The sequence below is a fragment of the Streptomyces sp. NPDC025618 genome, from assembly GCF_055558795.1.
In genome coordinates, this window is the sequence record NZ_JBVHLW010000007.1 from 195,827 (window position 1) to 216,256 (window position 20,430).

Here is a 20,430-nt window from a genome sequence, read left to right on the forward strand (position 1 = left end):
CCTAACCAGAAGGCGGAAACATATGCCACTTCTTTCGCGAAGAGTGACGGGTGTCACTTATGCCGGCCCGACGGCCCGCCGCCGACAAGGGGCGGCGGGCCGTCGGGAGCGCGGTCAGCCTCCGCCCGGGCAGTATCCGGTCGGGCAGAACGAGCCCAGCAGCACCGCGTAGACCCGCGCGTACGAGGACCACTCGTCGTCGGGCCCGGTCACCAGCAGGACGTACATCTGGTGATCGGGTGCTCTCACGTCACGCAGGACGACGTGCCGGGTGCCGCCGTCACGGGTGTAGGTGTACTCCAGCTCCGCCTCCGAGCCGTCCGGCGTCTGGCCCAGCTTGATGCGGCGGTAGCCCGGGTTCTTGGACATCGTCGCCTCGAGCGCCGCGGCCGCCTCGGCCGGTGTGCTCTCCGGTCCGTTCTGCCGGTAGACCTGGATGAAGTTCTGGCCGTCGGGCGCGGAGCGGTAGAACACGCTGATGCCGTCCGCGGTGCGGCGCCAGTCCTGGGGCACGTCGAGCGTGATCCCCGAGGGGTCGCCGACCCGCTGGTATCCGGCGGGAGCGGCACCCGTGCCGCCGGAGGAACCGGAACCCCCGGAGCCGCCGGTCGAACCGGAGGAGCCGGTCGACCCCGAGGTGCCGGTCGACCCGGAGGAGCTAGCCGACCCCGACGTACCGGTCGATCCGGCGGAGACCGAGGAGCCGCCCGAGCCGTACGCCGGCGCGTCCGGTGTGGCACCGGTGCCGCCGCCCGTGGTGACCGCGCCGCCGGTGCCGCCCGTGGCGCTCACCCCGCCGTCGCCCAGGCCGGGCGTCGCCGGGGCGGTGGAGGCGGTGCCGCCCGGCCCGGCGGCGTGGTCCCCGCCGTCGTCCTGGGTCAGCTTCCAGACCCCGAAGCCGATGCCCCCCGCGAACACCACGCCCGCCACCGCCCCGGCCAGGATCGCCTGGCGCGAGGGGCCCCGCGGCGCGCGGGCGCCCGAGGAGACCCGGACCAGGGGGAGGTCGGGCTCGGTCGGCTCATAGGCGGCGGAGGGGTGCGCGCCGCGCGGTGGCGGCTCGTCGTCCACCCACTGCTGGAGATCCGCGTCCCAGCGGCTCACGTGACCGCCCCCTCACGCCAGCAGCTGACTGATCGCCTGGACGACGGCGAGCGCCGACGCCAGGCCCGCCGCCACCGTGGCGCCGCCGGTCAGCAGGGACCGCAGCCGCTCCAGCCGGCCGCGGTCGGCCCGGCCGGTGCGCGTGGCCTCCTCCTCCAGATCGGCGAGCTCACCCTCGACCTCGTCGATGCCGTCGCCCTCCGTCCGCGCGAGCAGCGGTAATTGACCGCGCAGGTCCCGTACCGCCACGAGCAGCGCGGCCGGTACGGGCAGCGGCTCGCGGGACGCGTCCACCGCGGCCGCCCGCTCCCCCGCGGCCACCGCTCCGCCGCCCAACTCCCCGACGGTGATGCTCCCTTCACCGGGCGCCCGGTGCGGGACGGGAGCCGGCCCGCCCCCTCTCGTGGCGGGCCGGGCGGTCCGCTCCGAGCGGTCCTCCGCGCGCGCCCCGCGGCCGCTGGCGGCCGCGCCGCCGGTCATGCGGCCGATGGCGATCCCGCCGCTCTTCTCCCCGGCCTTGTGCTGCTGATCCCTGGCCTCTGTCATGATCCCCCGCTTTGTGTGCCGCTCTTGGCCGACGCCCCGGCCCCGCTGGCGACCGCGCCGCCGCTCATCGAGCCGATGAAGACGCCGCCCTCGCTGACCTGGACGAAGTGCTGCTCGAACTGGTCGGTCTCGTAGCCCTGCGCGCGCAGGGCGTCCCGTACTCCGCTCGCGATGCGGTCCTGGACCGTCTTCACATAGCGGCTGATGTCCATCTCCTGGAACAGCGACAGCGTCTGCGTGCCGGCCAGCTCCCGCACCGAGGTGGCCGGGCCGTCCGGGATCCCGTACTGCGGCATCGTCAGCCAGGTGCGGAAGCCGGAGACGGCGGAGCTCACCGTGGAGACGGCGGAGGCGAACCCGGCGGCCGGCCCGCTCAGCAGGGCACGCAGCCCGTCGCGCAGGAAGTTGTCCCCGCCGCGCGCCACGATCACGTCGACCGCGCGGAACTCCGGCTTGATGGGCATCAGCACATGCGGCACGACCTCCAGGACCAGCATGCCGCCCTGGGTGTGCACCCGGACCAGGATGGTCGCCACGACCTGTTCGTCCCAGGCGCCGACGCGGATGCGGAGGAAGTAGCGACGGGCCTCGCCGCCCTCGTCGACGGACTGCGCGAGGTGCCGCAGGACGGTGCCGCCCCCGTAGTCCACCTCCGGTCGCGGCGGGCCCACCGGGAGATAGACGAACTCCTCGATCTCCAGATCCTTCAGCCGGTCCCGGCTGGTCTGCGCGGCGCTCTCCCGCAGCGCCTCCAGCCGGGGCCGGATCAGCTCGACGACCGTACGGGCGGTGAAGGGCGCCGGGCTCGTGGGCTCCTGGCCGGCGTCCGGGCGCCGCTTGAGCTCCAGGGCGAGCGACCAGGGCTCGTACGGCCGCCCCATGCCGAGGAACGGGCGGCCCGAGTCGTAGATGGTCAGCCCCGCGTACTGCTCGCGGTCGATGGCCTCGGCGATCCGCCGGTGGTGTTCGGTGGACGGGAACGCCCGGTCCCGGCGCGCGAACTCCTGGCGGCTCAGCTCGGCGCGCATCACGTCCGCGACCCGCGTACGGTGCGCCCAGACGGGGAGGGCCAGCAGCAGCGGGAAGACGATCGAGATCCAGCTGCCCGAGCCGGTGAAGAGCCGCAGCAGCGCGTACGCCCAGTAGGCGAGCGCGAGGACCACCGGGACCGCGGGTATCAGGACCCGCACCTGTCCCTTCATCGCCTCGCGCATGGTGCGCTTGTCGACCACGTACACGGACGAACCGCGCCCGGCGGCGGCAGCGACCCACCACTGCACGAAGCAGACCACCGCGTACAGCAGGGCCCACAGTGGGAAGCCCATGCCGACGCCGGGGTCGACGGCATCGTCGGCGGTGCCGACCTCGATACCGATGAACAGGCCCCAGATCAGCAGGAGCCACAGCGCCGTCTGCGCGTCCTGCGCGCGGGCGCGCAGCGCGTGCGCGAGCACCGGCACGATATCGACACCGAGCGAGGGCGCTATCGGGCGCTCCTCGTGCTCCACCAGCTCTTCGATGACCCGGCGGCGGAACCCGATGTCCAGGTAGGCGCCCGCGCAGAGAAGTCTCGTGGCCTCTGTGCGGGACTCACGTCCAACAGGAGTTGACATACGTCCCCCGATTGTCGAACTCACCTGCTAGTAAGCAGGAGTTGACACTCTTTCGGAGAACTCAGAATATGCCGAACGGCCCGCCACCGTCCCCGTCGGGGAACGAATAGCGGGCCGGAATTCGACGCGTACAGGCGTACGTCAAAACGCCCGTACGAAAAGGGTCGGTCAGATGAGGCCGAGGGCGCGCACCGCGTCGCGCTCCTCCACGAGCTCCCGCACGGAGGCGTCGATGCGGGTGCGGGAGAACTCGTTGATCTCCAGGCCCTGGACGATCTCGTACGTGCCGTTCTTCGTGGTGACCGGGAAGGACGAGATGATGCCCTCGGGCACGCCGTAGGAGCCGTCCGACGGGATACCCATCGAGGTCCAGTCGCCGGCGGCGGTGCCGTTGACCCAGGTGTGCACGTGGTCGATCGCGGCGTTGGCGGCGGAGGCGGCCGACGAGGCGCCACGGGCCTCGATGATCGCGGCACCGCGCTTGGCGACCGTCGGGATGAAGGTGTCGGCCAGCCACGCCTGGTCGTTCACGACCTCGGCGGCGTTCTTGCCCGCCACCTCGGCGTGGAAGATGTCCGGGTACTGGGTGGCGGAGTGGTTGCCCCAGATCGTCAGCTTCTTGATCTCGGAGACCGGGGTGCCGGTCTTCTGCGCCAGCTGCGAGATCGCGCGGTTGTGGTCCAGGCGCGTCATCGCGGTGAAGCGCTCCGCCGGGACGTCCGGCGCGGCGGCCTGGGCGATCAGGGCGTTGGTGTTGGCCGGGTTGCCGACGACGAGGACCTTGATGTCGTCCGCGGCGTGGTCGTTGATGGCCTTGCCCTGCGGCTTGAAGATGCCGCCGTTGGCCTCCAGCAGGTCACCGCGCTCCATGCCCTTGCTACGCGGGCGGGCGCCGACCAGCAGCGCGACGTTCGCACCGGCGAACGCGACGTTCGGGTCGTCCGTGATGTCGATGCCGCGCAGCAGCGGGAAGGCGCAGTCGTCGAGCTCCATGGCGGTGCCCTCGGCGGCCTTCAGGCCCTGCGGGATCTCCAGCAGACGGAGCTTGACCGGCACGTCCGCGCCGAGCAGCTGGCCGGAGGCGATGCGGAAGAGCAGCGCGTAGCCGATCTGACCGGCCGCGCCGGTGACGGTGACATTGACGGGAGTGCGGGTCATGGCGATCTCCTGCTGCGAACTGGGGTTGGGTGTCCCTGCCCATTTGTGGGGATCTCTCTCGGTGTCAAGAGATCCGGCGTCAGGCTATCCGACGCGGCGGCGGGGGAACGCCGCGGTGGGTGTGGAACGCGACTCATCGGACCGGGTCCTTGGAACGAGTCCTCTGAGCGAGTCCTCGGAGCCGGACGGGCTGGGGCCCCGGGTGCCGGGTGCGTCGGCTGACGCGCAGCGCCTGCGGCGCTGTCCTCAAACGCCGGACGGGCTGGAAGGGTGCGGGTAGCCGGTCTGCGCCCTGACCCGGGTACTTCGGCTCACGCACAACGCGAGTCCTCGGAGCCGGACGGGCTGTGGATGGCCCGGCTGCCGGGTGCGTCGGCTCACGCACAGCGCCTGCGGCGCTGTCCTCAAACGCCGGACGGGCTGGAAGGTGCGGGTAGCCGGGCCACGTCCAGGCTGCCGGCCTGCCCACCCACGCAAGGCAGACCCTCAGAACCGGACGGGCTCGAAAGAATGCGGGCGCCCCTTCGCCTGCGGGGAATCCCCCGGGCGGCTGACCGGCTGCGGCAGTGCGTCCGCTGACGCGCGGCGCCTCCGGCTTCGGATGGGGTACGCGTAGGCGGCAGCCGCAGGGATCCAACCACGAACGGCAGGCCCAGCGCGGGCCTCGCCCTCCCCCTGTCAGGCGACACCTCACGCTCACCCCCTCCAGCCCGTCCGGCGCTTGAGGACCTGCGCCGCAGGCGCTGCGCGTCAGCCGACGCATCCGACAGCCGGGACACGGCCAGCCCATCCAGCTCCAAGGACCCGCTGCGCGTCAGCGCACGTACGCGACGACGCGACCGCCGCACCTCCCAGCCCGTCCGGCGCTTGAGGACCTGCGCCGCAGGCGCTGCGCGTCAGCCGACGCATCCCGCAACCAGGTCACCCATAGCCCGTCCGGCTCCAGGACCCGCGGAGCCCAGGAAGGAAGTCGGGGGTGCGGGACGGAGCCCCGCAGAGGGCGGAGCCGAAAAGCACGCCGCGGACCCACGCGGCTAGCGCTGCGGTTTCGTGCACCCCTTCGAGCCCGTCAGAAGCGTCGCGCACGCCGTCGCCTGGTCCGGGGCCGAGACCGTCACCATGGGGGTGTAGCCGTCGGCCGTGTGGCCGGGCGTGGCGCCGACGCGGCCGGCCTCCGTGCGGGCCGGGGCCGAGGCCGTCGGGCGGGAGTTTATGCGGATGGCGTCACCGCTCGCGGCCTGGGTGATGCGGCCCCACGCCGCCCGGCAGACCTCGCTGTAGCGCACCTCGACGTACGACGTGCCGACCGTCGCCGAGCCGGCCGTCGTCGCGCGGGCGCCGCCGCAGCCCATCGCCTCGGGATCCTTGCCCGCGCAGCTGTCACCGGCGCACTTCACACCGGTCGGCAGGTCCGCGGAAGCGCTGGCGGCGGGCGAGGCGGCGGGCGGCGCCTGCGCACCCTTGTGTTTGCCGCCGCCCGTGCCGAGCAGCAGCGCGGCAGCGGCGACGACGAGAAGGGCGCCCACGACGCCGGTGACGAAGAGCGCGGCCCGGCGGCGCGGCCGCTGCCCGACGGGGATTGCCTTGGCGCGGTAGTCGGGCGGCCGGGGCGAGCGCGGCACGGACGGGGCGGACGTGTCGCGTGGCTCCGGGGCCGCACAGCAGAGCGGCGGCGGCTGCGGCGGCGGCACCGACCGCGCCGGCGGGCCGAACTCGCCCAGCGCGGCCCGCGCCTGGGCGACCCGGACGGCCTCCATCGTCACATCGTGCCGCAGCTCGGCGCGGCTCCAGGCCCGTTCGGCCAGCTCCCACATGGTGCTCAGATGCCCGACGTCGACGCCCGTCACCCCGGCGAGGGCCTCGGCGGCGCCGAGCGGCGGCAGCAGCCGCCCGTTCAGATACCGCTCCCAGGACGTCTTGCTGTAGCCGGTGCGGTCGGCCACGGCACCTAGGCTCAGTCCGCTGCGTTCGACGAGTCTGCGCAGCTGTTCGGTGAATTCGCCGACTTGTGGATCGAGTTCTTCCGGTAGCGCCCTCCAGCGAGGCATTGCCGTCCCCCCTGTTCCCCCGATGCGTGCGGTTGTCCCCCGCGGTCCCGGTGCTGGCTACCCAAGGGGATGCCATACACCAGCATGGCAGTTCCCAACCCCGGGGCGCACGGTGGCATTTGGAGTGATCAGCGGGCCGATATGCACCCTTGTCACGCCGGGGGCGCAACTGATACGGAACAGGGACCTCGTCCCAGAACCGTCACTTCCCGGCCACAGCAGGCTTGAAGATCTTGCTCGGGTCCGTTCCGCTCACGATTCTCGTTTCGGGCGGTGTCCCGTTTTCCCACGGGGGTGGAAGAGGGGGCACCGTGGCCGCTCACCCGGCGGGAGGCGGTCCGCGGCACCCGGCCAGGGTGCGTGCGGACCGCCTCCTCGCGCAAGGGGGTTCAGCGGGCGGCCATCCGCTCCCCGAGCTTCTCGTCCAGCGCGTCCAGGAACTGCTCCGTGGTCAGCCAGGGGGTGTCCTTGGAGATCAGCGTCGCCAGGTCCTTGGTCATCCGGCCGCTCTCGACGGTCTCGACGCAGACCCGCTCCAGTTCCTCCGCGAAGGCGGTGACCTCGGGGGTGCCGTCGAGCCTGCCGCGGTGGGCGAGGGCGCGGGTCCAGGCGAAGACCGAGGCGATCGGGTTGGTCGAGGTCGCCTTGCCCTGCTGGTGCCGGCGGTAGTGCCGGGTGACCGTGCCGTGCGCGGCCTCGGCCTCCAGGGTGCGGCCGTCGGGCGACATCAGGACCGAGGTCATCAGGCCCAGCGAGCCGAAGCCCTGCGCGACGATGTCGGACTGCACGTCACCGTCGTAGTTCTTGCAGGCCCAGACATAGCCGCCCGGCCACTTCAGCGCGGCGGCGACCATGTCGTCGATCAGCCGGTGCTCGTAGGTGAGCCCCGCCCGCTCGAACTCCGCCCGGAACTCCGCGTCGAAGACCTCCTGGAAGAGCTCCTTGAACCGCCCGTCGTACTTCTTCAGGATGGTGTTCTTCGTCGAGAGGTAGACGGGGTAGCGGCGGGCCAGGCCGTAGCGGAACGAGGCGCGCGCGAAGTCGCGGATCGAGTCGTCGTGGTTGTACATCCCGAGCGCCACCCCTGGGCCAGGGAAGTCGTGCACCTCCACCTCGACCGGCTCGGAGCCGTCCTTCGGGGTGAAGGTCATGGTGAGGGTGCCGGGGCCGGGGATCCTCAGGTCGGTCGCGCGGTACTGGTCGCCGAAGGCGTGGCGGCCGACGACGATCGGCTCGGTCCAGCCCGGCACCAGCCGCGGCACGTTCGCCATGATGATCGGCTCGCGGAAGATCACCCCGCCGAGGATGTTGCGGATCGTGCCGTTGGGCGAGGGGTACATCGCCTTGAGGCCGAACTCCTCGACCCGCGCCTCGTCCGGCGTGATCGTCGCGCACTTCACGCCGACGCCGTGCTCCTGGATGGCCTTGGCGGCGTCGACGGTCACCTGGTCGCTGGTGGCGTCGCGGTGCTCGATCCCCAGGTCGAAGTACTTCAGCTCGATGTCGAGGTAGGGAAGGATCAGCTTGTCCTTGATGAAGGACCAGATGATGCGGGTCATCTCGTCGCCGTCGAGCTCGACGACGGGGCGGGCAACCTTGATCTTGGCCATGGGGAGATCTTCGTCCCGCCCGGTCGGACAGTCACGTACCCCACGCGCGCGCTTTCCGCCGGGTGCGGACCCATGACCGGCCCGCACCCCTGCCCACCGGATCAGACCGTGAAGTGCAGGACGTCCTCCAGGAACGGGATCTTCACCCACGCGTGCGGCTGCGCCATCAGCGTGAGCAGGACGATCACCGCGCCCAGCCCGCCGTACGTGACGATGTCGGTGAACCGCGAGCGCACGGCCAGCATGCCCACCGACGGCAGCGTCCAGCGCAGCACCGCGCCGCCGATCATCGCCACGCCGATCAGCAGCGTCCCGACCCGGAAGACGTCGAACGCGACGAGCAGCAGGCCCAGGCCCGTCAGCCCCAGCACGGCGAGCAGCGGCCACTGGCGCGCGGGCGCGGGCGCGTCACCGGGGGCCGCGCGCCCGCCCCCCTCGGGGCGGGCCGTGTCCCGGGTGAGCTGGAAGCGGCGCGACTTGCCGGGGGCGGCGCCCATCTCAGCCCGCATTGCCGATTCCGGCGGCGCGCTCGGCGGCCTCCACGACGTTGACCAGCAGCAGCGCGCGGGTCATCGGGCCGACGCCACCGGGGTTCGGGGAGATCCAGGCCGCGACCTCGGAGACGCCCGGGTCCACATCGCCCATGATCTTGCCCTCGCCGTCCCGGCTGACGCCCACGTCGAGCACCGCGGCGCCCGGCTTGACGTCCTCCGGCTTGATCAGGTGCCCGACGCCGGCCGCGGCGACGATGATGTCCGCCTGGCGCAGCTGGGCCGACAGGTCACGGGTGCCGGTGTGGCAGAGGGTGACGGTGGCGTTCTCGGAGCGGCGGGTCAGCAGCAGCCCGATGGAGCGGCCCACGGTGATGCCGCGGCCGACGACCACGACGTGCGCGCCGTTGATCTCCACCTTGTGGTGGCGGAGCAGCTCGATGATGCCGTGGGGGGTGCAGGGCAGCGGGCCGGTCTCGTTCAGCACGAGGCGGCCGAGGCTCATCGGGTGCAGGCCGTCCGCGTCCTTGGCCGGGTCCATCAGCTCCAGCACGCGGTTGGTGTCGATGCCCTTGGGGAGCGGGAGTTGGACGATGTAGCCCGTGCACTCCGGGTTGTCGTTGAGCTCGCGTACGACCGCCTCGATCTCCTCCTGCGTGGCGGTGTCGGGCAGTTCGCGCTGGATCGACGCGATGCCGACCTGGGCGCAGTCGCGGTGCTTGCCGGCCACGTACCACTTGCTGCCGGGGTCGTCACCGACGAGGAGAGTGCCGAGACCGGGCGTGACGCCCCGGGCCTTCAGCGCTTCCACGCGGGTGGTGAGTTCGGACTTGATCGCGGCTGCGGTGGCCTTGCCATCGAGAATCTGGGCGGTCATGGCACCCATACTCCCGGATGGACCGGCGCTCGTTCCAATCAGGTCACGTCCGCAGGCGCGCCGTATATCACGCGTTCGCTGTGCCTACGATGATCCGCGCCGCGGCGGACACCGCGGCAGTCCCCACGCAACAAGCCCGGCACCACCGCTCGAAGGACCCCAGGTGACCCACCCGAACCCGCCCGGACCGTACCCGTCCTACCCCCAGCAGCAGCCGGGCCAGCCCTACGGGCAGATCCCGCAGCAGCCGTACCCGGGCCAGCCCTACCCCGGCCAGCCCTATCCGGGCCAGCAGCCCTACCCGGGCCAGCAGTACCCGGGCGGCGGCTACGGCTACCCCGGCCAGGACCCGTACGGCACGCAGCGCCCGCCGCTCGCCGGCTGGGGCTCGCGCGTGGGCGCCTCGCTGCTCGACGGCCTGATCAGCGGCGCGGTCCCGATGATCCTGTTCATCGTCGGCATGATCATGATCGTCTCCTCGCAGGCCGACGGCAGCTGCTCGCAGTTCAGCGCCGACCAGGGGCTGTGCACCCGGAGCACGAGCTCGCCGATGGCGGGCGTGATCCTGGTGCTCCTGGGCGTCGTCGTGGGCTTCGTGCTCGGCCTCTGGATGCTCTACCGCCAGGGCAAGACCGGTCAGTCGCTCGGCAAGAAGATCGTGGGCATCAGCGTCCTGCGCGAGCGCGACGGCATGCCGACCGGCTTCGGCATGGCCTTCGTCCGCAACCTCTGCCACATCGTCGACGGCTTCTTCTACCTCGGCTACCTGTGGCCGCTGTGGGACGAGAAGAAGCAGACCTTCGCCGACAAGATCGTCAGCACGGTGGTCGTCCGCGTCAAGTGACCGTCCGGTCACGGCAGCACGAGGCCGCGCCCCGGGGTTCCGGGGCGCGGCCTCGTCGTATCCGCGGTATCAGTCGTATCGGCGGTATCAGTGGAAGAAGTGACGCGTGCCCGTGAGGTACATCGTCACGCCCGCCGCCTTCGCGGCCTGGACGACCTGCTCGTCACGGACCGAACCGCCCGGCTGGACCACGGCCTTGACGCCCGCCTCCAGGAGGACCTCCAGGCCGTCCGGGAAGGGGAAGAAGGCGTCGGAGGCGGCGTACGAACCCGCGGCACGCTCCTCGCCCGCCCGCTGCACCGCGAGCTTCGCCGAGTCGACGCGGTTGACCTGGCCCATGCCGACGCCGACCGTGGCACCACCCTTGGCCAGCAGGATCGCGTTGGACTTCACCGCGCGGCACGCGCGCCAGGCGAAGGCCAGCTCGGCCAGCTCGTCGGCGGGGAGCGCCTCGCCCGTGGCGAGCGTCCAGTTGGCGGGGTCGTCGCCCTCCGCCTGGAGGCGGTCCTTGGCCTGGACGAGCGCGCCGCCCTCGATCGGCCGGTACTCGCCGACCGCGCCGGGGGCGTCGGGGCAGCTCAGCACGCGGATGTTCTTCTTGCGGGCCAGCACCTCGACCGCGCCGTCCTCGTAACCGGGGGCGACGATGACCTCGGTGAAGATCTCCGCGACCTGCTCGGCCAGCTCCACGGACACCGGGCGGTTGACGGCGATCACGCCGCCGAACGCGGAGAGCGAGTCACAGGCGTGCGCCTTGCGGTGCGCCTCGGCGACGTCCGAACCCACCGCGATGCCGCAGGGGTTGGCGTGCTTGATGATCGCGACACAGGGCTCGTCGTGGTCGTACGCCGCCCGGCGCGCGGCCTCGGTGTCGACGTAGTTGTTGTACGACATCTCCTTGCCGTGCAGCTGCTCGGCGACCGCGAGACCGGTGCCCGTGCCGTCGGTGTAGAGCGCGGCGGGCTGGTGCGGGTTCTCGCCGTAGCGCAGGACCTGCTTGCGGCTGAGGACGACACCGGCGAAGTCCGGCCAGGGGCCCTCGTCGGCCGCGTAACCGTCGGCGAACCAGCTGGCCACCGCCACGTCGTAGGCGGCCGTGTGCTGGAACGCCTCGGCCGCGAGCCGCTTGCGCGCGGCCAGGTCGAACCCGCCCGCGCGCACGGCGTCGAGCACGTCGGCGTAGCGGCCGGGGTTGACCACGACGGCGACGGAGGGGTGGTTCTTGGCGGCGGCGCGGACCATCGAGGGGCCGCCGATGTCGATCTGCTCCACGCACTCGTCGGGCGAGGCGCCGGAGGCGACCGTCTCCTTGAAGGGGTAGAGGTTGACGATCACGAGCTCGAAGGGCTCCACGCCCAGCCCGGCGAGCTGCTCGCGGTGCGAGGCGAGCCGCTGGTCGGCGAGGATGCCCGCGTGGACGCGGGGGTGGAGGGTCTTCACCCGGCCGTCCAGGCACTCGGGGAAGCCCGTCAGCTCCTCGACCTTGGTGACCGGGACGCCCGCGGCGGCGATCCGCGCGGCCGTCGAACCGGTCGAGACGAGCTGGACGCCGGCCGCGTGCAGCCCCTGGGCCAGTTCCTCGAGCCCCGTCTTGTCGTAGACGCTGACCAGCGCGCGGCGGATGGGCCGCTTCGCGCCGTTCGTACCGTTGGTGCCTTCGGCAGTCACGGGATTCTTACCTTTCGTCCCTCTATGCGGTAGCCGTTGTGGGCCAGATGCCCCACGACATCGACGAGCAGCGCTCGCTCGACTTCCTTGATGCGCTCGTGCAGCGCGGATTCGTCGTCCTCGTCCCGGACCTCGACCACGCCCTGCGCGATGATCGGGCCGGTGTCGACGCCGTCGTCGACGAAGTGGACGGTGCACCCGGTCACCTTCGCGCCGTACGCGAGCGCGTCGCGCACGCCGTGGGCGCCGGGGAAGCTGGGCAGCAGGGCGGGGTGCGTATTGACGATCCGCCCCCCGAAGCGGGCCAGGAACTCCTTGCCCACGATCTTCATGAAACCGGCGGAGACCACGAGGTCCGGCGCGTACGCCGCCGTCGCCTCGGTCAGCGCCCGGTCCCAGGCGTCACGCGTCGGGTGGTCCCTCACCCGGCAGACGAAGGTCGGCAGCCCGGCGCGCTCGGCGCGCTCGAGGCCGGCGATGCCGTCCCGGTCGGCGCCCACGGCCACGATCCGCGCGCCGTAGCCCTCCGGGTCGGCGGCGATCGCGTCGAGCAGGGCCTGGAGATTGGTGCCCGAGCCGGAAACCAGCACGACGAGCCGGGCGGGAAGCGCGGGAGGCGGGGAGGCCACGGTGGGGCCCTTTCTCGCGGGTGGTGCGGTTTGTATGGTCGTACAAGCCGGAGGGGTCCCCGAATACGGGGGACTCTACGAAGCCGCCGACCGCCAGCAACGATACCGGCACGCGGAACGGCCCCCACGGGACGGGGGCACGCGCGGGAGGTAGCGTCTGGAAGCAGCGCACGGAAAGCGCGGGCCACGCGCATGGAATCCGAGCGCGACGCCGTACGTTCGGTGTGCAGTACGTCATGGCGTGCGGGGCACGCCTGCGACGTACAGGACGACGACACAAGGGGAAGACACACTCCACATGCCGGACCGACGCCTCCACGCGGCTCACCGCTTCCCGCTGTCCACCGAGCCCTCCGAAGCCTTCGGGGATTTCCGGGCCGCGGCAGGGAACGCCCGCATGGCGCACGAGCGCCCCTCGTCGCCGTCCCCGGACGGGCGGCCGTCCCTGGAGAAGCGGCCGCCTTCGCCTTCGTCGTCTTCGGGTGACCAGCCTTCGGGTGACCAGTCCTCGGGTGACCAGCGGGACAATCCGTTCGCGCCCCCGCCGGAGGACCGGCCGGACCGGCCCTGGGAGCCGCGCGAGCGGCCCGAGGGGCGCGGTGGTGAGGACGGCGGCGGCGCTGACGGTGCTGACAGCGCCGACGGTGAGAAGCCCCCGGCCTGGGGCAGCCAGTGGAGCAGCCGACAGCCCGGCCCCCACGGCGGCGGCTTCGGAGGCCAGCGCCCCTCGAGCCCCCCGAGCGGCGGCGCCGGCGGCGGCCTCCGCTGGGACCCGACCGACCCGGCCCAGCGCCGCGCGCGCTACGCCCTGCTGGCCGGCCTGTGGGGCTTCTTCTTCGCCCTCTTCAGCATCCCGCAGGTCGCGCTGCTCCTCGGCGCCCTCTCCGTCTACTGGGCCATCAGCTCCCTGCGCGCGAAGCCACAGCAGAAACAGCGCACGGACCCGGACATCCCGCCCCCGCCACCGCCCGCGCCCGGTGCTCCCCGCCCCCAGACCACGGCGGCCGTGAGCGGCCTGGTCATGGGCGGCCTGTCCCTCGCGATCGTGGCGGCGACGTTCGCCTTCCAGATCGTCTACAAGGACTACTACACGTGCGTGGACGATGCGCTGACGCAGTCGTCGCGGCAGGCTTGTGAGTCGCATCTGCCGAAGGAGTTGCGACCGTTGCTGGGGGCTCAGGACTGAGTTCTGAGTGCGGGTGCGCTTGCGCTGGCTTGTGGGGTTGGTGGGGCGGTTCGTCTGTCGGGTGCGGGTTCGTTGTGCTTGCGGCGGGGTGGCCTCAGACATCGGCCGGGCTGGGTTTGTGGTGGGTGCCGGGGGGCACGTTCAGGGTCCATTCCGGGCAACCAATCAGCCCGTTGGGGGCACCTCTGGGGGCACCCTCGGACGGAGTCTGGGGGAGGTAGCTGGGGGAGTTTGAGGACAACGCGCGAAGCGTGTTGCGGGGGGTCTGGGGGCTCGCCCCCAGTTTCGGGAAGGGGCGGGTAGGGGAAAAAGCCCGCCGCAGGCGCCATGGACCCGCAGCCGGGGGGCTGGGGCACGCGCCCCAGTTCAGGGCGGGCGGGTGGGGAACAGGGAATCACGGACCTTCAGACGGCCGGCCCACATCCCGCGGCTCGAACTCCGGCACCAACCCACCCCCCGACTCCCGCAACGCCGCCCACCGAACCCGCCGAGCCCCCGTCTCATGCCAAGCCGCCACCCCAGACGAGTCGCAGGCCCCCACGACCACCCCCTCCACCGGCACCCCCGCCTCCACCCCGCCGGGCACCCCGCCCGGCACGGCGGCGCCCGATGCCGCGGCCGCATGCCTCCCCCGCCCCCTTCTCGCCGTGGCCCGCCACCACCACCCGCGCGCCCGCGACCACCTCGGCTCGCGCAGGGCGTCCAGGAGCGTGGCCCCCTCCCGCTGCCGGACGGCAGGACCGGGCAGCGGCAGGCCCAGAGGCGCGGGCGAGGGCCCGGCCCGGACCGGCAGTTCCTCCACGGCCTGGCTCTCGTCGACGACGGGCTCGCACACGTCGGGCTCAGCCGCGGGCGCTCCGGACCCCCGCCCCTCACGAGCCCCAGGCTCCGGAACCTCCGTCCCGGCCGCACGGCCCTCGGCCTCGCGCACCCCGGGCTCGCACCCCCCGGGCTCACGAACCTCCGCGCCCTCACGACGCCCCCGCCCCCCGCGCCGCCGTTCGCGCCTCGCGGCCCCGCGGGCCACTGACGCCTCCCGCCGCGCGGCCGCACGCTCCACCGGCTCCCGCACAGGCTCGGGACCCTCCAAGGCGGCCGGCGTCTCCGTGGCAGGGGCAAGAGCCTCGGCAACCGGCTCTTCCGGGGCGGGGGCCTCCTCCGCGGGCGCCGCGAACCCCAGCCACGCCCCCGCCGCCCGTACCACCGCCCCGCCCGGGACCCGGCGCGACCGCGCGACCGGCTCGGCCACCGGCTCCGGTGCCGGTGCCGGCTCGCCGGAGCCCGGCGGGACCAGGCCCAGCGCCGCCACGGGGCCCTTGCACCACGTCGGTACGAGCTCGGGGTGGCGCGTCCGGCGCGGCGCGGCCGTCGTCGCGACCACCGCGCGCGGCGCCGGCTTCGGGCGGGCCCGGCGGCGGACCCAGCGCAGGATCAGCGCGCCCGGCACGCCGAGGGTCGTCGTCCAGACCAGCGCCGCGCCACCGACGAGCCACCAGGGCGGGCCGAAGTCGGTGAGCGTGTCCTCACCGAGCGGGCCGGACGCCACGTAGGACAGGACGGACATCAGCACCGCGCAGAGCACCCCGCCCAGCGCCGCGGTCGCGGCCGTGCGGCCGGCCTTCGAGCGGCGCAGGGCCTTCGGCTCCCGGGGGACGGTCGCGTACGCGATCGCCACCCCCGCGCCGGCCGACAGCGCCGACGCGAACGCCAGCGCCGCCGGGCCGGAGGGGCCCGGCGGCGGCAGGGCCGCGAAGAGCGGGAAGCGGGGCAGCAGCGGATAGCCGGCCACCCCGAGCGGGCCGACGACGCCGTCCACGCCGACCATGAACCCCGGCCCCAGCCCGTACGCCGCCGCCCACACGACCGCGTTCGGCAGCAGCGCCACGCACAGCAGCAGCACGGCGACGCGGCCGGACCACGCGAAGGTCATCTGGAGGAGCGACTGCTGGGCCACGGTCACGTGCAGCAGGAGCGCGCCCGCGAGCAGCAGCGCGCCGCCGCCGAGCAGCGCGCCGGTGCCGACGGCCCCGGTCCGTACGACCTCCGTCAGCCGGGGGCGCGTGAACCAGCGCCGTACGCCCCTGGGAAGCCCCTCGAGCGTCCGGCGCGCGAAGGGCGGGGGCGTCATGCCGGGGAAGCCCGCCGCCGCCCACGCGCCCCCGCCCACGGCCACGCCCGCGAACAGCGGCAGGTGCAGCAGGGCGCTCAGGGGATCGACGGGGAGGGGGCCGGAGGAGGCGTAGAGCGCGGCGGCCGTGGCCACGGAGAAGTAGCCGCCGAGCAGGGCCGCGATCGCCTTGCGCGGGGTCAGGACGGCGTGTCCCGCGGCGGACTCCCCCGCCGGGCCGTCCGGCGCGTCGTCCGACGGCTGGTCCTCCACCGGGTCGAGCGCGTGCCGGGTCGCCCGGTAGAGCAGCCAGCTGGGCAGCACGGTGAAGAGCAGGGGCGTCAGGCCGATCGGCGCCGGGGCGCCGGTGAGCGTCTCGGTGCGGACGAGGTGCGCGCCGTGCGCGAGAAGCCACAGGGCGGCGGCGACGCGCAGGGCCGTCGCGGGGCCGCTGTCCGGGTAGGGGGAGGAGATCCAGAGCGAGAGGACGACCACGGCGAGCGTGCCGAGCCCGAGACCCGCGGCGACCATCCCGCCGAGGAACACCGCGCCCGCCATCGGAGGTGGCCCCGCGGCGGTGGACCTGCTCCGCGAAGGCAACTGCGGGCTGTGATCGGCAAAAGGGGTCACGGCCCCATGCTGCCAACAAGATGGCTTTCGTACGGGTAGCGGGCAAATAGCCGTCGTGTCGCCCGCATTCGCTTATGCACCTTTTAAGCCTGACGGGTGGACAGCTTCACCCGGACGGGCCCGCCGGAACGGGTGTGGGCCCGCGCCCCTTCCGGGACGCGGGCCCACACCGTGGAACCGTACGGCTCAGGCGGACAGCGCCTCGCGCGCCAGCAGAGCGGTCTCGGACGGCGTCTTGCCGACCTTCACGCCCGCGGCCTCGAGGGCCTCCTTCTTCGCCTGGGCGGTGCCGGACGAACCGGAGACGATCGCGCCGGCGTGGCCCATCGTCTTGCCCTCGGGCGCGGTGAAGCCGGCCACGTAGCCGACGACCGGCTTGGTGACGTTGGCCTTGATGAAGTCCGCGGCCCGCTCCTCCGCGTCGCCGCCGATCTCACCGATCATGACGATCAGGTCGGTGTCGGGGTCGGCCTCGAACGCGGCGAGCGCGTCGATGTGCGTGGTGCCGATGACCGGGTCGCCACCGATGCCGACGGCCGAGGAGAAGCCGATGTCACGGAGCTCGTACATCATCTGGTAGGTCAGCGTGCCCGACTTGGACACCAGACCGATGCGGCCGGGCTTGGTGATGTCGCCCGGGATGATGCCGGCGTTGGACTGGCCCGGGGTGATGAGACCGGGGCAGTTCGGGCCGATGATCCGGGTCTTATTGCCCTTCGAGCCCGCGTACGCCCAGAAGGCGGCGGAGTCGTGGACGGCGATGCCCTCGGTGATCACGACGGCCAGCGGGATCTCGGCGTCGATCGCCTCGACCACAGCGGCCTTGGCGAACGCCGGCGGCACGAAGACGACGGTGACATTGGCACCGGTCTTCTCCATCGCCTCGGCGACGGAGCCGAAGACGGGCACGTCGGTGCCGTCGAAGTCGACGCTCGTGCCCGCCTTGCGCGGGTTCACGCCACCGACGATGTTGGTGCCGTCGGCCAGCATGAGCTTGGTGTGCTTCATGCCCGTGGCGCCGGTCATCCCCTGGACGATGACCTTGCTGTCCTTGGTGAGGAAGATAGCCATGGTTGTGGAGTCCTCGTCCCTTACTTCGCAGCCAGCTCGGCGGCCTTGTCGGCCGCGCCGTCCATGGTGTCCACGCGCTGCACCAGCGGGTGGTTGGCGTCGGACAGGATCTTGCGACCCAGCTCCGCGTTGTTGCCGTCGAGACGGACGACCAGCGGCTTGGAGACGTCCTCGCCCTTGGCCTTCAGCAGCTCCAGGGCCTGGACGATGCCCTTGGCGACCTCGTCGCACGCGGTGATGCCACCGAAGACGTTGACGAAGACGGACTTGACGTCCGAGTCGCCGAGGATGATCTCAAGACCGTTGGCCATGACCTCGGCGGAGGCGCCGCCACCGATGTCGAGGAAGTTGGCCGGCTTGACGTTGCCGTGCTTCTCACCGGCGTACGCGACGACGTCCAGGGTGCTCATGACGAGACCCGCGCCGTTGCCGATGATGCCGACCTCGCCGTCGAGCTTGACGTAGTTGAGGCCCTTGGCCTTGGCGGCGGCCTCGAGGGGGTTGGCCGCGGCCTTGTCCTCCAGCGCCTCGTGCTCCGGCTGGCGGAAGTCGGCGTTCTCGTCGAGCGAGACCTTGCCGTCCAGGGCCAGCACGTCGCCATTGGCGACCTTGGCCAGCGGGTTGACCTCGACGAGGAGCGCGTCCTCGGCGACGAAGGTCTTCCACAGGGTCACCATGACCTCGGCGACCTTCTCGGCGACCTCGGCCGGGAACTTCGCCTGGGCGACGATCTCGCGGGCCTTCTCGATGGTCACACCCTCGTTGGAGTCGACCGGGACCTTCGCGAGGGCCTCGGGGGTCTTCTCCGCGACCTCCTCGATGTCCATGCCGCCCTGCACCGAGGCCATGGCCAGGAAGGTGCGGTTGGTGCGGTCGAGGAGGTACGAGACGTAGTACTCCTCGAGGATCTCGGGAGCGGTCTCGGCGATCATCACCTTGTGGACCGTGTGGCCCTTGATGTCCATGCCGAGGATGTCCGTCGCGCGGGCGACGGCCTCGTCCGGCGTGGCGGCCAGCTTCACGCCGCCGGCCTTGCCGCGGCCGCCGACCTTCACCTGAGCCTTGACGACCGACTTGCCGCCCAGCCGCTCAGTGGCCTCGCGCGCCGCCTCAGGCGTGTCGATGACTTCACCGGCCAGCACCGGTACACCGTGCTTGGCGAAGAGGTCCCTCGCCTGGTACTCGAACAGGTCCACGCGCGTCCGTCCCTTTTCCATGGATATCGCGGTTCAGTGTCTGCGCGGGCGTGCCGCAGGCCAGCGTGACGACGCGATCTTTTACGAGGGCGGCACACGTTCACCGTTGACGCGGCATGTCCGTCTCGCAGGTTATCCCCGAGGGACGGAGGTCCCTAAATCGCAGGTCACACTCCGGCCGTGATTACCCTCACAGATCGCACACGGATCGCTCACGGATCGCACCCGGCGACCCCTCCGGTCAGGGCTCGGGGACGGGCAGTGGGCGCTTCTCCAGCGCGGCGGCCATCACCTCCGGGAAGAGGTCCGGAGTGCAGGCGAAAGCGGGCGTGCCCAGGGCCGCCAGCGCCGCCGCGTGCTCTCGGTCGTACGCCGGGGCGCCCTCGTCGGACAGCGCGAGCAGCGTCACGAACACCACTCCGGACGCCTTCATCGCCGCGACCCGCCGCAGCATCTCGTGGCGGATCCCACCCTCGTAGAGATCACTGATGAGGACGACGACGGTCTCCGCCGGGCGGGTGATGCGGGACTGGCAGTAGGCGAGCGCCCGGTTGATGTCGGTGCCGCCGCCGAGCTGGGTGCCGAAGAGCACGTCGACGGGGTCGGCCAGCCGGTCGGTGAGGTCGGCGACCGCGGTGTCGAAGACGACGAGCCGGGTGTCGAGGGACCGCGTCGAGGCGAGGACGGCGCCGAACACGGCGGCGTGGACGACCGAGGCCGCCATCGAACCGGACTGGTCGACACAGAGGATCACCTCCTTGCGCACCGCTCGCGCCGCCCGCCCGTGGCCGACGAGCCGCTCGGGGACGACGGTGCGGTGAGCGGGCAGGTAGTTCTTGAGGTTGGCCCGGACGGTGCGGTCCCAGTCGATGTCCCGGTGCCGGGGGCGCGCCACGCGGGCCGACCGGTCCAGGGCGCCGCCGACCACGGCTCGGGTCCGCGCCGTCAGGCGCTTCTCCAGCTCCTGGACGACCTTGCGGACGACGGCCCGCGCGGTCTCCTTCGTCGTCTCCGGCATGGCCTTGGCGAGAGACAGCAGAGTGCCGACGAGCCGTACGTCCGCCTCCACGGCCTCCAGCATCTCCGGCTCCAGCAGCAGCGCGGCCAGCCCGAGCCGGTCGATGGCATCACGCTGCATCACCTGAACGACGGACGCCGGGAAATACGTACGGATGTCCCCCAGCCAGCGGGCGGCGTACGGCACGGAGGCCCCGAGCCCCGCGCTCCCGCCCGCGTCCCCGTAGAGCGCGTCGAGCGTGCGGTCCAGCGCGATGTCGGCGCCGCGGAGCGGGGGGCCGCTGTCGCGGCCGTCATCCCCGAGCACGAGCCGCCAGCGGCGAAGCCGCTCGGGGGACGACGGCGGGGCATCGGCCTGGCGGGTGGCCGGAGGGAGGGGCTGGGCGGGGAGATCGGCGCGGGCGGCGTCCGAGAGGAGAGCTTGGGCGGAGGCATCGGCCTGCCGGGTGGCCGGGAGAAGAGGCCGGGCGGAGGCATCGGCCCGGTCGGCATCCGGGAGGAGCGGCCGAGCCGCGTCTGAGGGGAGGGGCCGGGCAGCGGAATCCATCCGTCCGGCGTCCGGAGGGAGCGGCCGGTCGCCGCCCGAGGGGAGAAGCCGGGCAGCGTCCGGGGCCTGGAGCCCCGATTCCGGAAGG

Annotated in this window: 16 protein-coding genes; 2 read left to right on the top strand and 14 right to left on the bottom strand. The window is 72.5% G+C overall.

Going from position 1 to position 20,430, the window contains the following annotated elements:
- Positions 1–114: 114 nt before the first annotated feature.
- The 8 genes from ACZ4A5_RS10015 to ACZ4A5_RS10050 form a co-directional block, all read right to left on the bottom strand.
- Positions 115–1,104: a hypothetical protein gene (locus tag ACZ4A5_RS10015; protein ID WP_467580632.1), complete on the bottom strand. Its 990-nt coding sequence runs from the start codon at positions 1,102–1,104 to the stop codon at positions 115–117.
- A 12-nt stretch (positions 1,105–1,116) separates the two neighbouring features.
- Positions 1,117–1,650, bottom strand: coding sequence for a hypothetical protein (locus ACZ4A5_RS10020; RefSeq protein WP_467580634.1), 534 nt, complete (start codon positions 1,648–1,650; stop codon positions 1,117–1,119).
- Entirely contained in the window at positions 1,647–3,263 is a 1,617-nt protein-coding gene (locus ACZ4A5_RS10025) for a hypothetical protein (protein WP_467580637.1), read from the bottom strand. The genes ACZ4A5_RS10020 and ACZ4A5_RS10025 overlap by 4 nt, the downstream gene beginning before the upstream one ends.
- A 168-nt stretch (positions 3,264–3,431) precedes the next feature.
- Entirely contained in the window at positions 3,432–4,421 is a 990-nt protein-coding gene (locus tag ACZ4A5_RS10030; RefSeq protein WP_467580639.1) for a malate dehydrogenase, read from the bottom strand.
- Between the two features lie 1,034 nt (positions 4,422–5,455).
- Positions 5,456–6,469: a helix-turn-helix domain-containing protein gene (locus ACZ4A5_RS10035; protein WP_467580642.1), complete on the bottom strand. Its 1,014-nt coding sequence runs from the start codon at positions 6,467–6,469 to the stop codon at positions 5,456–5,458.
- Between the two features lie 389 nt (positions 6,470–6,858).
- On the bottom strand, positions 6,859–8,079 hold the full coding sequence (locus ACZ4A5_RS10040; protein WP_467580644.1) for an NADP-dependent isocitrate dehydrogenase: 1,221 nt from the start codon (positions 8,077–8,079) through the stop codon (positions 6,859–6,861).
- A gap of 101 nt (positions 8,080–8,180) precedes the next feature.
- A complete protein-coding gene (locus ACZ4A5_RS10045; RefSeq protein WP_398868056.1) occupies positions 8,181–8,588 on the bottom strand; it encodes a DUF3017 domain-containing protein in 408 nt (135 codons plus the stop codon).
- On the bottom strand, positions 8,578–9,447 hold the full coding sequence (locus ACZ4A5_RS10050; protein ID WP_467580648.1) for a bifunctional methylenetetrahydrofolate dehydrogenase/methenyltetrahydrofolate cyclohydrolase: 870 nt from the start codon (positions 9,445–9,447) through the stop codon (positions 8,578–8,580). The genes ACZ4A5_RS10045 and ACZ4A5_RS10050 overlap by 11 nt, the downstream gene beginning before the upstream one ends.
- Positions 9,448–9,610: 163 nt before the next feature.
- Between ACZ4A5_RS10050 and ACZ4A5_RS10055 the strand changes: the two genes are divergently transcribed.
- Positions 9,611–10,291, top strand: coding sequence for an RDD family protein (locus tag ACZ4A5_RS10055; RefSeq protein WP_467580651.1), 681 nt, complete (start codon positions 9,611–9,613; stop codon positions 10,289–10,291).
- A gap of 87 nt (positions 10,292–10,378) precedes the next feature.
- On the opposite strand, the gene purH is transcribed toward ACZ4A5_RS10055, so the two are convergent.
- Together purH and purN are read right to left on the bottom strand one after the other, a co-directional pair.
- A complete protein-coding gene (purH, locus tag ACZ4A5_RS10060) occupies positions 10,379–11,959 on the bottom strand; it encodes a bifunctional phosphoribosylaminoimidazolecarboxamide formyltransferase/IMP cyclohydrolase (RefSeq protein ID WP_467580654.1) in 1,581 nt (526 codons plus the stop codon).
- Positions 11,956–12,588, bottom strand: coding sequence for a phosphoribosylglycinamide formyltransferase (purN, locus tag ACZ4A5_RS10065; protein ID WP_467580657.1), 633 nt, complete (start codon positions 12,586–12,588; stop codon positions 11,956–11,958). The genes purH and purN overlap by 4 nt, the downstream gene beginning before the upstream one ends.
- Before the next feature lie 298 nt (positions 12,589–12,886).
- On the opposite strand from purN, the gene ACZ4A5_RS10070 reads away from it, so the two are divergent.
- Complete coding sequence (locus ACZ4A5_RS10070) at positions 12,887–13,774, top strand: hypothetical protein (RefSeq protein ID WP_467580659.1); 888 nt, start codon at positions 12,887–12,889, stop codon at positions 13,772–13,774.
- A gap of 394 nt (positions 13,775–14,168) precedes the next feature.
- On the opposite strand, the gene ACZ4A5_RS10075 is transcribed toward ACZ4A5_RS10070, so the two are convergent.
- From ACZ4A5_RS10075 to ACZ4A5_RS10090, 4 genes are all read right to left on the bottom strand, one after another.
- Positions 14,169–16,511: a cell division protein PerM gene (locus tag ACZ4A5_RS10075; protein WP_467580662.1), complete on the bottom strand. Its 2,343-nt coding sequence runs from the start codon at positions 16,509–16,511 to the stop codon at positions 14,169–14,171.
- A 186-nt stretch (positions 16,512–16,697) separates the two neighbouring features.
- The gene (sucD, locus tag ACZ4A5_RS10080; protein WP_467580664.1) at positions 16,698–17,582 is read right to left on the bottom strand and encodes a succinate--CoA ligase subunit alpha; all 885 of its coding nucleotides are present in this window, start codon (positions 17,580–17,582) and stop codon (positions 16,698–16,700) included.
- A gap of 20 nt (positions 17,583–17,602) precedes the next feature.
- Complete coding sequence (gene sucC / locus ACZ4A5_RS10085) at positions 17,603–18,778, bottom strand: ADP-forming succinate--CoA ligase subunit beta (RefSeq protein ID WP_398868064.1); 1,176 nt, start codon at positions 18,776–18,778, stop codon at positions 17,603–17,605.
- 241 nt (positions 18,779–19,019) lie between these two features.
- The gene (locus ACZ4A5_RS10090) at positions 19,020–20,342 is read right to left on the bottom strand and encodes a VWA domain-containing protein (protein ID WP_467580727.1); all 1,323 of its coding nucleotides are present in this window, start codon (positions 20,340–20,342) and stop codon (positions 19,020–19,022) included.
- Between the last annotated feature and the right edge of the window lie 88 nt (positions 20,343–20,430).

Excerpts from the sequence above, each read along its gene's own strand:
- ACZ4A5_RS10050 (WP_467580648.1), bottom strand. The coding sequence starts at position 9,447 with ATGACCGCCCAGATTCTCGATGGCAAGGCCACCGCAGCCGCGATCAAG.
- ACZ4A5_RS10035 (WP_467580642.1), bottom strand. The coding sequence starts at position 6,469 with ATGCCTCGCTGGAGGGCGCTACCGGAAGAACTCGATCCACAAGTCGGC.
- ACZ4A5_RS10045 (WP_398868056.1), bottom strand. The coding sequence starts at position 8,588 with ATGCGGGCTGAGATGGGCGCCGCCCCCGGCAAGTCGCGCCGCTTCCAG.
- ACZ4A5_RS10070 (WP_467580659.1), top strand. The coding sequence starts at position 12,887 with ATGCCGGACCGACGCCTCCACGCGGCTCACCGCTTCCCGCTGTCCACC.
- ACZ4A5_RS10025 (WP_467580637.1), bottom strand. The coding sequence starts at position 3,263 with ATGTCAACTCCTGTTGGACGTGAGTCCCGCACAGAGGCCACGAGACTT.
- ACZ4A5_RS10030 (WP_467580639.1), bottom strand. The coding sequence starts at position 4,421 with ATGACCCGCACTCCCGTCAATGTCACCGTCACCGGCGCGGCCGGTCAG.
- ACZ4A5_RS10020 (WP_467580634.1), bottom strand. The coding sequence starts at position 1,650 with ATGACAGAGGCCAGGGATCAGCAGCACAAGGCCGGGGAGAAGAGCGGC.
- ACZ4A5_RS10040 (WP_467580644.1), bottom strand. The coding sequence starts at position 8,079 with ATGGCCAAGATCAAGGTTGCCCGCCCCGTCGTCGAGCTCGACGGCGAC.
- sucD (WP_467580664.1), bottom strand. The coding sequence starts at position 17,582 with ATGGCTATCTTCCTCACCAAGGACAGCAAGGTCATCGTCCAGGGGATG.
- ACZ4A5_RS10090 (WP_467580727.1), bottom strand. The coding sequence starts at position 20,342 with ATGGATTCCGCTGCCCGGCCCCTCCCCTCAGACGCGGCTCGGCCGCTC.